The 13,841-nt window shown below is 60.6% G+C and carries 11 protein-coding genes and 1 pseudogene; 5 read left to right on the top strand and 7 right to left on the bottom strand.

Features of this window, described 5'->3' with window-relative positions; translation table 11 throughout:
- Window positions 1–113: 113 nt before the first annotated feature.
- On the top strand, window positions 114–1,490 hold the full coding sequence (locus KW846_RS12180) for an L-serine ammonia-lyase (protein ID WP_218482384.1): 1,377 nt from the start codon (window positions 114–116) through the stop codon (window positions 1,488–1,490).
- 311 nt (window positions 1,491–1,801) lie between these two features.
- Window positions 1,802–2,119, top strand: a complete 318-nt coding sequence (locus tag KW846_RS12175; RefSeq protein ID WP_218482381.1) for a DUF3509 domain-containing protein — start codon at window positions 1,802–1,804, stop codon at window positions 2,117–2,119.
- Here the strand turns inward: KW846_RS12175 and KW846_RS12170 are convergent.
- Window positions 2,116–2,616 (bottom strand): phosphate-starvation-inducible protein PsiE, encoded by a 501-nt coding sequence (locus KW846_RS12170; RefSeq protein WP_007970338.1) that lies wholly within the window; start codon window positions 2,614–2,616, stop codon window positions 2,116–2,118. The two genes, KW846_RS12175 and KW846_RS12170, sit on opposite strands and share 4 nt — an antisense overlap.
- A 275-nt stretch (window positions 2,617–2,891) precedes the next feature.
- On the opposite strand from KW846_RS12170, the pseudogene KW846_RS12165 reads away from it, so the two are divergent.
- Window positions 2,892–3,131: pseudogene (locus KW846_RS12165) on the top strand (YebG family protein); the annotation flags it as partial.
- Between the two features lie 260 nt (window positions 3,132–3,391).
- Here KW846_RS12165 and KW846_RS12160 read toward each other — a convergent pair.
- Entirely contained in the window at window positions 3,392–4,411 is a 1,020-nt protein-coding gene (locus KW846_RS12160) for a Glu/Leu/Phe/Val dehydrogenase dimerization domain-containing protein (RefSeq protein ID WP_007970336.1), read from the bottom strand.
- Window positions 4,412–4,594: 183 nt separating this feature from the next.
- Between KW846_RS12160 and KW846_RS12155 the strand changes: the two genes are divergently transcribed.
- Window positions 4,595–5,398: a SirB1 family protein gene (locus KW846_RS12155; protein ID WP_218482379.1), complete on the top strand. Its 804-nt coding sequence runs from the start codon at window positions 4,595–4,597 to the stop codon at window positions 5,396–5,398.
- A gap of 87 nt (window positions 5,399–5,485) precedes the next feature.
- On the opposite strand, the gene maiA is transcribed toward KW846_RS12155, so the two are convergent.
- From maiA to hmgA, 3 genes are read right to left on the bottom strand one after another with little or no spacing between them, the layout of a single operon-like run.
- Window positions 5,486–6,121 (bottom strand): maleylacetoacetate isomerase, encoded by a 636-nt coding sequence (gene maiA, locus KW846_RS12150; RefSeq protein ID WP_218482378.1) that lies wholly within the window; start codon window positions 6,119–6,121, stop codon window positions 5,486–5,488.
- A gap of 13 nt (window positions 6,122–6,134) precedes the next feature.
- Window positions 6,135–7,439: a fumarylacetoacetase gene (fahA, locus tag KW846_RS12145; protein WP_218482377.1), complete on the bottom strand. Its 1,305-nt coding sequence runs from the start codon at window positions 7,437–7,439 to the stop codon at window positions 6,135–6,137.
- Window positions 7,440–7,442: 3 nt separating this feature from the next.
- Window positions 7,443–8,747 carry a homogentisate 1,2-dioxygenase gene (gene hmgA / locus KW846_RS12140; RefSeq protein WP_218482376.1) on the bottom strand — a complete coding sequence of 435 codons (1,305 nt, stop codon included), beginning with the start codon at window positions 8,745–8,747 and terminating at the stop codon, window positions 7,443–7,445.
- Between the two features lie 165 nt (window positions 8,748–8,912).
- Here hmgA and KW846_RS12135 point away from each other — a divergent pair, with 165 nt between their 5' ends.
- Window positions 8,913–9,713 (top strand): IclR family transcriptional regulator, encoded by an 801-nt coding sequence (locus KW846_RS12135; RefSeq protein WP_218482375.1) that lies wholly within the window; start codon window positions 8,913–8,915, stop codon window positions 9,711–9,713.
- A gap of 69 nt (window positions 9,714–9,782) precedes the next feature.
- Here KW846_RS12135 and KW846_RS12130 read toward each other — a convergent pair whose 3' ends face one another.
- Together KW846_RS12130 and KW846_RS12125 are read right to left on the bottom strand one after the other, a co-directional pair.
- Window positions 9,783–12,329 carry a LuxR C-terminal-related transcriptional regulator gene (locus tag KW846_RS12130; protein ID WP_218482374.1) on the bottom strand — a complete coding sequence of 849 codons (2,547 nt, stop codon included), beginning with the start codon at window positions 12,327–12,329 and terminating at the stop codon, window positions 9,783–9,785.
- A 141-nt stretch (window positions 12,330–12,470) separates the two neighbouring features.
- Entirely contained in the window at window positions 12,471–13,841 is a 1,371-nt protein-coding gene (locus KW846_RS12125) for a DUF1329 domain-containing protein (protein ID WP_218482373.1), read from the bottom strand.

The raw sequence follows: 13,841 nt of genomic DNA, 5'->3' as shown, positions 1-13,841 counted from the left end.
TCTTAGGAAATTTCGTTGGTCACGTAGGACCTTGACGGGCAGTATCGCCGACATAGCGCTTGTCCTACAAAAATGGCGGCGATTCCTCTTCCATTGCTTGTACAGGCTTTAGCATGGCTATCAGTGTTTTCGATCTCTTCAAAGTCGGCATCGGCCCGTCCAGTTCCCACACCGTCGGTCCGATGCGCGCCGCCGCGACCTTCGCTCAACAACTGCTCGAACAGGGTTTTCTGACGGACGTGCGACGCGTGGAGATTCGCCTTTACGGTTCTCTGTCGGCGACCGGCGTCGGTCACGCGACGGACCGCGCCTGCATCATGGGCCTGATGGGCGAATGGCCCGACAGCATCGATCCGACTACCATCGACAGTCGCATTCACACCCTGCGCGAAACCGGCAATTTGAGTCTGGCAGGCGTTGTGGACATTGCCTTCGACTGGCGACGCGATCTCCTGCTGCTTGACGAGAGCCTGCCCTACCACCCCAATGCCATGTCCCTGACGGCATTCAGTGAAACCGGCGAGCTGTTCGAGCAAACCTATTACTCGGTGGGCGGCGGTTTCATCATCGAAGCGGCCGAAGCCGAGTCCGGGATCGCACCGGCCGGCGATGTGGTGCTGCCTTACGATTTCTCCAGCGCCGCCGAACTGCTCAAGCTGTGCAACGAGCACGGGCTGCGGGTCAGTGAACTGATGATGGCCAACGAACGGGCTTGGCGTGGGGATGCCGAGATCCGAGAGGGCCTGTTGCACATCTGGTCGGTGATGCGCGAATGCGTCGAGCAGGGCTTGCGTCACGAAGGCATCCTGCCCGGCGGTCTGAATGTTCCACGTCGAGCAGCGAAACTGCATCGCAGCCTGCAGGAAATCGGCAAGCCGAATGTCATCACCTCCACCTTGTCGGCGATGGAATGGGTCAACCTGTACGCCCTTGCCGTGAACGAAGAAAACGCGGCAGGCGGGCGCATGGTCACGGCGCCGACCAACGGCGCAGCGGGCATCATCCCGGCGGTGCTGCACTACTACATGAAATTCAATGCCGATGCGTCTGACGACGACGTGGTCGCGTTCTTCCTGGGTGCAGCCGCTGTTGGCATCCTGTGCAAGAAAAACGCATCGATCTCGGGGGCCGAAGTCGGCTGCCAGGGCGAAGTCGGCTCTGCCTGCGCCATGGCCGCCGCAGGCCTGGCGGAGGTACTGGGCGCCAGCCCGGAACAGTTGGAAAACGCCGCTGAAATCGGTCTGGAACACAACCTCGGCCTCACCTGCGACCCGGTTGGCGGACTGGTACAAGTGCCATGCATCGAACGCAACGCAATCGCCGCCGTGAAAGCCATCAACGCCACGCAAATGGCCCTGCGCGGCGACGGCAAACACTTCATTTCCCTGGACCGGGTGATCCGCACCATGCGCGATACCGGAGCCGACATGCACGACAAATACAAAGAGACGTCACGAGGCGGACTGGCGGTGAACTGGGTGGAGTGCTGACCGTTTTGGTTGCACGCCCGCCGTTATTGCCCTGAAACGTGCAGAAAACACGCCCCCCCCTGTAGGAGCGAGCTTGCTCGCGAAAAACCAAAAGGCACCGTGGGGTGTCTGGGTTACGCGTTATCGTTGACGACCATCGCGAGCAAGCTCGCTCCTACAGAACCTGTTTTTTGTCCGACAATTTTTCCGGCATGGGCCTTGCTACTTCCCTGCTGGAACAATGATGGCGAGATGGCCGATGGTCTGGCGTTGCGAACCAACCTGATCACGGCCGGTCAACAACTGCACGTTCAATCAGGCGGTGACGCATCATGGACAACCCTTTCCAGCTCATTACCGATGCCTTTGCAGCGGATTACCAGATCAACCTGAGCATTCAGGGCCTGGACGGCAGCATCATGCTGACCCTCTCAAACAGTGGCCGCGTAGTAGCCAAGCGCATGATCAGCGCCGAACAACGCAATGACCCCCAGCGCCTCAAGCGACTGGTTCAAAGCATTCAATTCGGCATTGCCATCGAACAGGGCCACAGCGCCGTGGCCATCCTCGAATCCATGACCGCCGGCAGCGGGCGGACCTTGCCGCCCCCTCCCGTCAAAGGGCGGCTGCGCCCCACGCTCGGGCTCTAGATTTCGCCCTTCTCGACCTCTGGATGTTCACTGGAACCCGCGCCGGTCTTGCGTTGCGGGTTTTCGATCTTCACCGAGGGAAACTGCGACGAAGCGTAACGCACCACCAGAATCGCAAACGCCAACAGCAGGATCCCGCCGCACAGGTAAATGATCCCCAGGTCCGGCGGGTTGTGGTGCGAAACGTTGGAAATCAGCAGCCGCGTCAGCGCGGTGATCGCCACGTAGATCAGGAAGCGCACGGGCATGTGGTTGGTCTTGAAGTAAATCCCGACCATCGCCCCCAGCTCCAGGTAGATGAACAGCAGCAGGATGTCATCGATCTTGATGTGCCCCTCTTCGATCATCCCGAGAAATTCCATCACCGCCGCCCACGCGGTCACCGCACCGATGGCGAACAGCGCCAGGTAATGAAAGGTCTCGACGAACAGATTGCCCAGGGACTCGGCCAGTTCATGCACGCTCTGCCGCAGTTTTTCGGCCCAGTTGATTTTCACGATGATGCTTCCTTAGGTCGGTTCGACCGGATGATGCGGGTTGGACGTGACGGTTTTTCTGTATGCAGAAAAAAGGCCAGCCCATGATGGCGAGCCGTTCCGGATTGCGCGCCGTGGCGTTTGGTCGCACCTGTGCAAGCCTCGCCTGACAAATGTCGAAACCGGTCTACATTAAAAAGCCACTACCCAAAAGACAGGGTTTCGCTTATCCTTTAGCTGTATATAGATACAGTAGTCGAAACCGACAACCAATGTGAAGGCATGTGAGGTGGTGAATGGCCGTCGAAGTGGTATACCGCAGCAGCCGAGATCTGGAGCGCTTGTTCATGGATAAAGCCGAAGCTGACCGTCATGACAAAATGCTCGAACTGGCCGAATTGCTGGCTGAAGTGTTGCAAAAAGCCGTTCCGTCCCTGACCGAGCAGCAAGTGGAAGAAGCCGGGATCTACATGGCGAAGAATCGCGATGTGTTCGCCAAGGCGTTCAAGAGCCAGCCGGACGCCCTGTCCGAACTGCTTGCGGCACCTGTTGAAGTCGCCGAGCCGGTTGCAGTGCCCGCTCCTGTGGAAGAGGCAAACGCTGAGCCGATTGCCCCGGCCAAGCCAGCCAAGGCTGCGAAAACAGCAAAATAAGCGACACCCGAATTGAATAGGCCCTGAGTCCGATGGAGTCAGGGCCTTTTTCATGTTCGAAGATCAAAAGATCGCAGCCTTCGGCAGCTCCTACACGGGATAACGTTCAACTTGTAGGAGCTGGCTGCGATCTTTTGATCTTCTTATCGATACAGCACCTTTTCCGCCAACTCGTCCGCCACCCGAGCCGGCGAACGTTTTTCCGCCTGGGCGTGGGCAAACACCTCGGTCAGGCGCGAGCTGATTTTCGACAGGTGTGCAGTGATGGTCGACAGTTCTTCACCACGGTGCTTGAGCGACACATAGATCAGACCGCCGGCGTTGATCACGTAGTCCGGCGCATACAGGATGCCGCGACGTTCCAGTTGGTCGGCGACATCCAGATGCGTCAGCTGATTGTTCGCCGAGCCGGCCACTGCTGAGCAGCGCAGTTGCGTCACGCTGTGGCTGTTCAGCACCCCACCCAACCCGCATGGCGCCAGAATATCGCAAGGCGTGCTGAGCAGTGCGTCGTTGGCAATGGGGTGAGCCCCGAGTTGTTCCATCGCCAGTTGTACCTTGCCGTGATCGATATCGCTGACCAGTAGTTCGGCCCCGGCGGCGTGCAACTGTTCTGCCAGGGCATAACCGACGTTGCCCAGGCCTTGAATGGCGACGCGCAGGCCTTCGAGGTTATCGCTGCCCAGTCTCGCCATCGCAGTGGCGCGAATGCCGGTGAATACGCCCATCGCCGCGTGCGGCGCCGGGTCACCTGCGGAGGTGGTGCTGGTGACGTGTTGGGTCTGTTGGGCGATGCAATCCATGTCCGCCACTGAGGTGCCGCTGTCGATGGCCGTGATGTAGCGCCCGTCCAGCTGATTGATACAGCGCCCGAAGGCTTCGAACAGTGCGGCGCGGTTGGCCACATGAACGGGGCGAATGATCACCGCCACGCCGCCGCCCTGGGCCAGGCCGGCCAGTGCCGCCTTGTAACTCATGCCTTGGGCCAGGCGCACCGCATCCTCGACCGCAGACTCGTCGCTGGGATAGGCAAGATAACGACAACCACCCAGGGCAGGCCCCAGTCGGCTGTTATGAATGGCAATGACCGCCTTTAACCCGGTGACCGGGTCAACGCTCAGATGCAGCGATTCAAGGCGAGTGCTTTGCATGAGAGCGAACATCGTAAGGCTCCCGAATCACTTCTTGTAGACGCCAGTATAGGCTTGCGCCCGAAAATTGCAGAAGCGCACCGGAATAAGCGTAGCCGCCATGCAGGCTTTCGGAAATAACCGGAATTCGCGCTTGTACGGCACTGGACGAATGCCGGAGAGGGGACTAAAACGAGGCATTGCCCGGAGATTTTGATGACCCCGCGCCAATCGTTCTTCGCCTGCCTGCAACGTTCACCGCCCGCGCTGTTCGAGGCGGCGCTATGGATTGCGGTCGAGCATGACGGCGAAGTGAACCCACAAGCGGTACTGGCCGATTTCCAGGAGTTGCAGCAACGGGTCAGCGCTGGCTTGCCGATGCTGCCGATCAGTGAACTGGCCCAACCGCTATTGCGGCGCATGAACGACCTGGGCTTTGCCCAGGACGACTTCACACCCTTGCGCCCGCAAGTGGCACTGCTCGACAAGGTACTGGAACGCCGACGAGGGCAACCCTTGACGCTGGGGTTGATTGCACTGGAGTTGGCCAGGGGCCTGGAGATCCCCATGGTCGGGGTCAACTTTCCCGGGCATTTCCTGCTGCGGGTGCCGGGTGCCGATCATTTGCTCGATCCTTGTGGCGGCCGTCGCCTTTATCCGAACGATTGCCGAGAGTTGTTGCATCGCCAATATGGCCCGAACATGAAGCTCAGCGCCGACCATCTGGTCACCGCCGAACCGGTGCAGATGCTGCAACGGCTGTCGCGCAACCTGCGCCAGTTGTACCTGTCCCACGACGACTTCATCAATGCCCTGATCGACGCCGGGCGCGTCCTGGAACTGGGCAATGCCAGTAGCGCCGACTATCTGGCCCGGGCCAGCCTGTATCAACGGCTGGACTGCCCGAACGCCGAGCGTTTTGACCTGGAACACGCACTGCTGCTCAGCGACGATCCCATCCAGCGGATTCGCCTCACGGAACGGCTGGGGCATCTGCCGCCGAATGCCGTCGTCCATTAAACGCAAAAGATCGCAGCCTGCGGCAGCTCCTACGAGGATCGGGGCAGGAGCTGCCGCAGGCTGCGATCTTTTAACGCCGCTTCTGATTCAAGGCGTGTCTGGCTGATTCGCCGGATGCGCCTGGATGAACGCCGGGTGCGTCGCCGCCAACACCGCCACGCGACGAATCCGAGGATAAGCCTCAAGAGAAACATTGAAACGCTCGGCCGCGTACAACTGCGGGATCAGGTAGACGTCCGCCAGCCCCGGCTCGTGGCCGAAGCAGTAACCGTCATCGCCGATCAACTGCTCTACCGTGGCCAAGCCCTGGCCGACCCAGTGACTGATCCACTCCACCACCTGCGGTTCGTCGTGGCCCGACTGGCGCAGCCGGTTGAGCACGCTGACGTTGTGCAGCGGGTGCACATCGCAGCCGATCACTGCCGCCACGCCGCGCTCGTGAGCGCGTGCAGCCAGGTCTTTGGACAGCAGTGGCACCTGTGGATAACGTTCCTCCAGGTATTCGATGATCGCGGGAGACTGGATCAGCAACTCGCCTTCATCGGTACGCAAGGCCGGCACGCGGCCCTGCGGGTTGATGCCCAGATAAGGCGGCTGTCGATGTTCACCGCCCTGGGGCGCGATCAGGTTGACCGGCAAGGACTGATAATCCAGGCCCTTGAGCGCCAGCGCGATACGCACCCGGTACGACGACGTCGAACGGTAGTAAGTATAGAGTTCCATACCCCCGCTCCTCTCAGCGCGCCGGCAGCACTTTGCCGCGGCACTCACCGAAACCGATGGACGCAAAACCGTCGCGACGGCAACGGCCACGCAGGATGATTTCGTCACCGTCTTCAAGGAACTTGCGCACCTCGCCCGAGGCCAGTTCGATCGGCTTCTTACCGCCTTCGGTGATTTCCAGCAGGCTGCCGAACTGACCGTTCTCCGGCCCCGACAAGGTGCCCGAACCGAACAGATCACCGGCCTGCAATTGGCAGCCGTTGACGCTGTGGTGCGCAACCATTTGCGCCACGGTCCAGTACATGTGCTGTGTGTTGCTCAGGGTCAGGCGATGGGCCGGCAGGTTCTGCTCGCGCATGGCCTCGGTGAGCAGCAGTACCTCCAGTTCGATGTCGAACCCGCCGGCGGCCTGATCGCGCTTGTCGAGCAGGTACGGCAGCGGCTGCGGATCGCCTTGCGGACGCGCAGGCTGGGCACGACGGAACGGCTCCAGCGCCTCGGCGGTGACGACCCACGGCGAGATGCTGGTGATGAAGCTTTTCGACAGGAACGGCCCCAAAGGCTGGTATTCCCAGGCCTGGATGTCCCGTGCCGACCAGTCGTTGAGCAGGCAGAAACCGGCGATGTGATCGGCGGCGTCGCCGATGGCAATCGAGTCGCCCATGTCGTTGCCCTGGCCGATCCAGATGCCCAGTTCCAGTTCGTAGTCCAGGCGCGCACAAGGGCCGAACGTCGGCTCGCTCTGACCGGCCGGCAATGTCTGGCCTTTCGGGCGGCGGACGTCGGTACCGGACGGGCGAATGGTCGACGCACGACCGTGGTAGCCGATTGGCACGTATTTGTAGTTCGGTAGCAACGGGTTGTCGGGACGGAACAGTTTGCCGACGTTCTGCGCGTGCTCGATGCCGACGTAGAAGTCGGTGTAATCATTGATTTTTGCCGGCAGGTGCATCTCGCAATCCGCCGCCAGCGGCAGCAGTTTTGCGCCCTGGGCTTCGATCTTGCCGTGCAGGGTACTGCCCTCGGCGAACAGTTCCAGCAAACGCTCGCGCAACGCGACGCGAGCCTCACGCCCCAGTTCGAAGAAGGCATTCAACTGACCGCCAAGGGTCGCTTCGACCGCTACTTTCGCAGCGCCATCGAACAACCCGACCTCCAGGGCCGCTTGCAGGTCAAAGATGTGCTCGCCGATGGCCACGCCACTGCGCGGTGCCGAGCCGTTGAGGCTGAACACGCCCAGCGGCAGGTTTTGCAGGGGGAAATCCGCATGGTCATTGGCGGATGCAACCCAGCTGCGAGTGATGGAAGTCTGCGTCATGGGTTATCTCCGGGTTGGGTCGAAAGTGGCGGGCAGCGTAGCCCAGCAGGCATCGTAAGTGTTTTGCAGTTGCGGGCAATCGAGGGCGAAACGGCTCGGACGCAATACCTGGCTGGTCTCGAACATGAATGCCATGGTGTTGTCGATTTTCGCCGGTTTTAGGTCAGCGTTGACCGCTTTGGTGCACGTCTCTCCGTCGGGACCGTGGGCGCTCATGCAGCTGTGCAGCGAAGCACCGCCGGGCACAAAGCCTTCGGCCTTGGCGTCGTATTCGCCCTGGATCAAGCCCATGAATTCGTTCATCAGGTTGCGGTGGAACCACGGCGGACGGAAGGTTTTCTCGGCCACCATCCAGCGCGGCGGGAAGATCACGAAGTCGAGGTTGGCCAGGCCATGGACGCTGGTCGGCGAAGTCAGCACAGTGAAGATCGACGGATCCGGGTGATCGAAACTGACGGTGCCGATGGTGTTGAAACGGCGCAGGTCATATTTGTACGGCACGTTGTTACCGTGCCAGGCAACCACGTTGAGCGGCGAATGATTGAGCTCGCACGTCCACAGCTGGCCGAGGAATTTCTGCACCAGCGTGGTGGGTTGTTGCAGGTTCTCGTAGGCCGCCACCGGAGCCAGGAAGTCCCGCGGATTGGCCAGGCCATTGCTGCCAATCGGCCCCAGGTCCGGCAGACGCAGCGGCGCGCCATGGTTTTCGGCGACATAACCACGGGCCTGCGGGTCGAGCAGTTCGATGCGGAATTTAAGACCGCGTGGCAGCACGGCAATTTCCAGCGGTTCCAGTTCAAGCACGCCCAGCTCGGTGGCAATGCGCAGGCGCCCCAGTTCAGGCACCAGCAACATCTCGCCGTCGGCGTTGAAGAACACACGCTCCATGGAACGGTTCGCGCGGTAGTTGTAGATGCTGATACCGGCCGGCTTTTCCGCGCCCGAGTTGGCGGCCATGCTCACCAGGCCGTCGATGAAATCGGTCGGCTCGGCGGGAATGTCCAGCGGGTTCCAGCGCAGACGGTTGGGGGTCACCTCACCCAGTGGGCCGCCGGCCAGTTGCCGATCCAGCTTGACGAATGCCGGGTGATTGGCCGACGGCTGAATGCGGTACATCCACGTCCGCCGTGCCTCGCTGCGCGGCATGGTGAACGCCGTGCCGGAGAACAGCTCGGTGTAGAGACCGTAAGGGGCTTTTTGCGGGGAGTTCTGGCCGACAGGCAGTGCGCCGGGCAAGGCTTCGCTGCTGAATTCGTTGCCGAAGCCTGACAGGTAGGCCAGCGCTGGCATCGTTGAATCGGGGTTCATGGAGCCTCCTGAACAGGGAGTCGGCAGTGGCCGCTCGCTCTGTTGCAGAGGTCGAGGCACGCCTGGGTTGTTTTTATCGTAATTTAATTACGCATAACGTAATTTGATTGGTATTGACCGTCAAGCTATAAAGACGCCCATTCGTAACAGGATCAAACTGCCTCCATGCAAAAGCCCACCAGCGACAGCAACGGTAAACAGAAAGTCCGCTCGGCCGAGGTTGGCACCGACATCCTCAAGGCTCTGGCCGAGTTGTCGCCTTCGACTTCGCTGTCGCGCCTGGCCGAACACGTGCAGATGCCGGCGAGCAAGGTCCACCGCTATTTGCAGGCGCTGATCGCCAGCGGGTTTGCCGAACAGAACGCAGCGACCAACCATTACGGCTTGGGCCGTGAAGCCTTGCGCGTGGGGTTGGCAGCACTCAACAGTATGGACGTGCTGAAAGTCGCCGCCCTGCCCCTGGCCGAGTTGCGCGATGACTTGAACGAAACCTGCTTTCTGGCGGTATGGGGCAATCAGGGCGCGACCGTGGTGCACATCGAGCCGGCAGTGCGTGCGGTGACGGTGGTGACACAGCTGGGCTCGGTGTTGCCGCTGCTCAGCTCTTCGACAGGACTGGTATTTGGCGCCTACCTGCCGAAACGCGAGACCGAGGATCTGCGCGTGCAGGAATTGCAGGCCCACGCAGCCCATGTGCTGGCAGACGATCAGGCCTACGCGGCCCAGTGCGAACAGATCCGCGCACGCGGTTTGCACCATGTACATGGTTTGCTGTTGCCAGGGGTGGATGCCTTGTCGGCACCGGTGTTCAACGCGATGGGCAGAGTGGTTGCCGTGCTGACGGTGGTGGGGCCGACATCCTTGTTCCATGCCGATGAAAACGGACCGGCGGCGCAGCGCCTGTTATCTGCCAGCCGTGCGGTCAGTTGGCGCATGGGTTATGAACCCGCCGCCTCCGCAACCTGATTGCGACAGCCTTGCCAACCAGGCAGGGTTGGCATGCCTTTAATTCATTCCAAAACTAAAAACCAACACTTACCAAACCTGCATTATCAATCCCAACTTCTTCGCAATGGCAACTGCCTGCGTGCGTCGTTCCACACCCAACTTGCTGTGAATGCGCCGGGCATGGGTTTTCACCGTATGCAACGAAATGAACAGTTGTTCGGCAATTTGCTGATTGGAGTTGCCTTGGGCAATCAGGTCCAGTACTTCAAGCTCTCGCCCGCTCAGTAAACTGACATCGGTGTCCCTGTCGACCACTGGCGCTGTTCCCTGCAGACGACAGATCAGACTCGGCTGGCGCAAATTCAAATCACGCAATGCCTGTTGCCCATGACAACGCTTCACCAACGCCAGGCCAGCCTCCAGTGCTGCAAGAGCCATATCCGGCTCGCCCGTCAGGTCCGCCACTTCGCAGATTGCCAATTGCAACTCCGTTTCCAGCGCCAGCATGGCCTGTTGTTGCGCCTGCTTGAGTAACGCCTTGAGGCGATCCAATGGATTTTGCGCCAATTGAAGTTGAGTCTCGGCCAACACCAACTGGTATTCGATACGGGCAATCAGTTGCTGCGTGGCGGGTGGTGCCTGGCGTGCATGGGCTCCGCGATAATGGCGCAAGACTCGGGTCAGTGTTTCCCGGACCAACTCCGGGCGCCCTTGTTGCAGCCAGAAATGACTGCTGATTTGCAGCAGCACGCTGCGATAAACCGTGTCGGGGATCTGCCGTTGCTGCATCAACCGTTCGGCTTCGCGCAGACGATCAAACGCATGGGCATAATCACGCTGGTTGGCGGCCATCTGCGCTTGTCCGAGAAAGCCATACAGCGCGTGCTTGTCCTGGCTTTGCAGGCAGTCCTCCAGGCCGGACTGGAAGAAACCGGCGGCCAGCTCATCTTGTCCCTGACAGAGGGCCAACCGTCCTCGGCGCAGGGCAATTCGCCCCAATAGCGGCGTCGGTCGATCAGCCTCTCGAGACAAAAGCGCAGCAGTATCAGCCAACAAGCTCTCGGCCCGGCGGGGCGCTCCGCGCATCTCCAGCAACTGCGCGTGATCGAGTTCAAGCAGCCCTTCGAACAATAGCGAGCCTTGGGCGCGCGCCAGGCACAGCGCCTCGCGATTGAACGTCTGCGCCACATCGAGTTCGGCGTTGAGCAACGCCTGCTGGGTCAGTCCTGACAGGCACAACACTCGCGCCGGCCAGGCATCGACGCTCAACTCGGCCAGCGCATCGAGAAAGTGCCCGCGAGCCGCCTCCATACGGCCTTGCAAATGCAGCAGCCAGCCCTGTTGCGCCTGCCAGCGTGCCAGCAGTTGCCGTTGCAGCGCCGGCGTAGGCTGCGGGGTAAATCTTGCCAGTTGCTCGATACACGCGGCGGCAGGATCGAAACGTCCGGCAAACAACAACGCCGCGCTGACCAGCCCGACCAATTGCGGTGTAACAAGGGTCAGCTCAGCCTGTTGACGTTCGTGGAGTTTCAACAACAGGCAGACATTTTCGCGCCGGAACAAATGTTCGAGGCTGAAGTGCTGCAACAGACTGACCGCCACTTCGAACTCCTGCGCCAACAGCGCCTGCTCGAACGCACCTTGCCAGTCCTCTTCGGCGCTGAACCACTGGCACGCGCGGCGATGCCAGGATTGCCCGGCTGGGGTCGGCTCTTCAGCCATTGCCCGGGCCAGTGGCTCGAAGATCCGCAACCACTCGACGGAGTCTTCCCAAGGTTCAATGAAGCAGCCCATGTCCTGCAACGCGTGCAGCCACTGCGCGCCCTCTCCCGTACCGAAAAGATGCTCGCACAAGCTAGCGTTGAAGCGCGGCAGATGAACCAACACCTGCCAGACCTCAACCAAATCCGGCGGCAAGGTGTTGAACAACTCGTGCTGCAGATAATCGAGCAACGTTGCCGAACGCCCCTGCTCAACCGACCACGGACAACCATTGAGCAACGCAATCCGCACACCAGCACACCAGCCACCGCTGCGCTCAACCACCCTCTTGGCGGTCCGGGCCGCCAGGGTCGGCTCGACATGACTGAGCAACTGCCCGACCTCGGCCTCGGTAAACGCCAGTGCTCGGCCTTCGCACTCGTACAACTCATCATCGAGCAGCAACCGCGGCCAGTTGCAGGAGGGTCGACGACGGGTACCCAGCCACCAGGTCAGCGCCGGGCTGGCGACGGCCAACAGGCGATCGAGCATCCGGTCGAGTTCCGGGTTGGGTGCACGACAGTAATCATCCAGAAACAGCCAGGTCGGGGTCTGCAATCGGGCCAGATGCGCCAGCAGCCCGGGCTCATCCGCCGAAGTTAGATCCAGCGCTTGCGTCAGTCGCAACAGAAAATCGGCAGCACTCAACGACGCCCCCGCCAGCGGCAGCCAGCAGACCCGACAGTGCTCCGGCGCCCGCAGCAAGCATTCGCTGAGCAACGCGCTCTTGCCACTGCCGGGTGGTGCGCAAAGCAACTTCACCCTCGCGGGCGACACCAGCATGGGCTCGATCAACCGCTCGCGGGACAGATGATGGGACGACAGTCGGGGTACAAGGCCTGGGCGGTCCGGACAGTGCGTCATAGCAGTCATTGTGGTGCGCCTTTTTTATAATTCTGGCGCCACCCTAGACCCCTCCCGAGCGCTTGTTGAAGAAGTATTCAACACACTGATCGCCCCCTATAAAAAAGGTGACCGCAAAGTCACCCTTTTGTGTAGGAGCCTGTAGGAAACTCACCTGACCCCCGTACTCCGCAAGGCTGCTGGCGTGTAGTCCCCCGCTTTTGCATCGATGTTGAATTCGAAGCTGCGCTTTTCTTCGTTCTTCATTCCCAGTGCGATATAGCGACCGGCAATCAGGTCATACAACGCTTCGACGGTGTAGGCCGGCACCTGATGATTGTAGTAGAACTGGGCATGGCCTTCGGCGACGCGCCAGAGCTGGCCACGTCCGTCGTAGTGGTCGGCCAGCGCCACTTGCCAGCTGTCTTCGTCGATGTACATATGGCGTTTGGCGTACACGTGCCGTTCGCTCGGCTTGACCGTGGCGACGACTTCCCAGACTCGGTGCAACTCATAGCGGGTCAGGTCCTGGTTGATGTGCCCGGCCTTGATTACATCGGTGTACTTGAGGTCTGGCGAGTCGAGCTTGTAACTGTTGTATGGAATGTACATCTCCTTCTTGCCGATCAGCTTCCAGTCGTAGCGATCCGGCGCGCCGGAAAACATGTCAAAGTTGTCGGTGGTACGCAGGCCATCGGATGAGGTGCCGACACCGTCATAGGCGACCTGTGGCGCCCGCCGTACCCGACGCTGGCCGGCGTTGTAGATCCAGGCCTTGCGCGGTTCCTTGACCTGATCGAGCGTCTCGTGAACCAGCAGCACGTTGCCCGCCAGCCGCGCAGGTGCGGTGACTTCCTGCTTGAAGTAGTTGAGGACGTTGTCATCGCTGCCCGGTTTCAGATCACCGAGCAACGACGGCACGGCGACTTCGTCCTTGAAGCGAATCACCGTGAAATCACCATTGGATTGCGGTGTCGCCTGGGTGATGGTGCGACGCAGATTGCCGCCGTGGTAACGGGTGACGTGGTTCCAGATCACCTCCACGCCATTCTTCGGAATCGGGAACGCGTAGTAGCGATTGCCGGTGAAATTGGCCAGACCGTTGCCGTCGTTGATCGGTGTTACGTTCAGTGCACTGCGCTTGGCCGACTCATAGATTTCTGCCGGTAACGCCACGGTGCGGTGGCTGGGATAGACCGGAATTTTGTAAGTCTCAGGGTAGCGCTTGAACATCGCGATCTGGCCATCGGAAAGCTTGTCCTTGTACTTGTCGACGGTCGCTGCGGTGATCACGAACAACGGCTTTTCGTTGGCGAACGGGTCGGCCAGGAAACCTTTGCTGTCCACCGCGCCAGCGTTTTTCGGGATGCCACCGGTCCAGGCAGGAATCGAACCATCGGCATTGCCTGCCTTTTCGGCACCGAGCGGGGTCAGGCTGGTGCCGAGCTTGTTGGCTTCTTCCGGCGACACCGCGGCCATCACCTTGGCGGCCAGCAGACTCAGAGCCAGAACGGTGCCCAATTGCAGAATCATCTTGCGCAT

Source organism: Pseudomonas sp. PDM32 (assembly GCF_019219225.1).
In the GTDB taxonomy this organism is placed as follows: Bacteria; Pseudomonadota; Gammaproteobacteria; order Pseudomonadales; family Pseudomonadaceae; genus Aquipseudomonas; species Aquipseudomonas laurylsulfatiphila.
This window is presented reverse-complemented; position numbering and strand designations above follow the sequence as displayed.

Bases quoted from the DNA above. Each gene is read 5' to 3' on its own strand.
- KW846_RS12180 (WP_218482384.1), top strand. From the start codon at position 114: ATGGCTATCAGTGTTTTCGATCTCTTCAAAGTCGGCATCGGCCCGTCC.
- KW846_RS12175 (WP_218482381.1), top strand. From the start codon at position 1,802: ATGGACAACCCTTTCCAGCTCATTACCGATGCCTTTGCAGCGGATTAC.
- KW846_RS12160 (WP_007970336.1), bottom strand. From the start codon at position 4,411: ATGTTCGCTCTCATGCAAAGCACTCGCCTTGAATCGCTGCATCTGAGC.
- KW846_RS12155 (WP_218482379.1), top strand. From the start codon at position 4,595: ATGACCCCGCGCCAATCGTTCTTCGCCTGCCTGCAACGTTCACCGCCC.
- maiA (WP_218482378.1), bottom strand. From the start codon at position 6,121: ATGGAACTCTATACTTACTACCGTTCGACGTCGTCGTACCGGGTGCGT.
- fahA (WP_218482377.1), bottom strand. From the start codon at position 7,439: ATGACGCAGACTTCCATCACTCGCAGCTGGGTTGCATCCGCCAATGAC.
- hmgA (WP_218482376.1), bottom strand. From the start codon at position 8,747: ATGAACCCCGATTCAACGATGCCAGCGCTGGCCTACCTGTCAGGCTTC.
- KW846_RS12135 (WP_218482375.1), top strand. From the start codon at position 8,913: ATGCAAAAGCCCACCAGCGACAGCAACGGTAAACAGAAAGTCCGCTCG.
- KW846_RS12130 (WP_218482374.1), bottom strand. From the start codon at position 12,329: ATGACTGCTATGACGCACTGTCCGGACCGCCCAGGCCTTGTACCCCGA.
- KW846_RS12125 (WP_218482373.1), bottom strand. From the start codon at position 13,841: ATGCGCAAGATGATTCTGCAATTGGGCACCGTTCTGGCTCTGAGTCTG.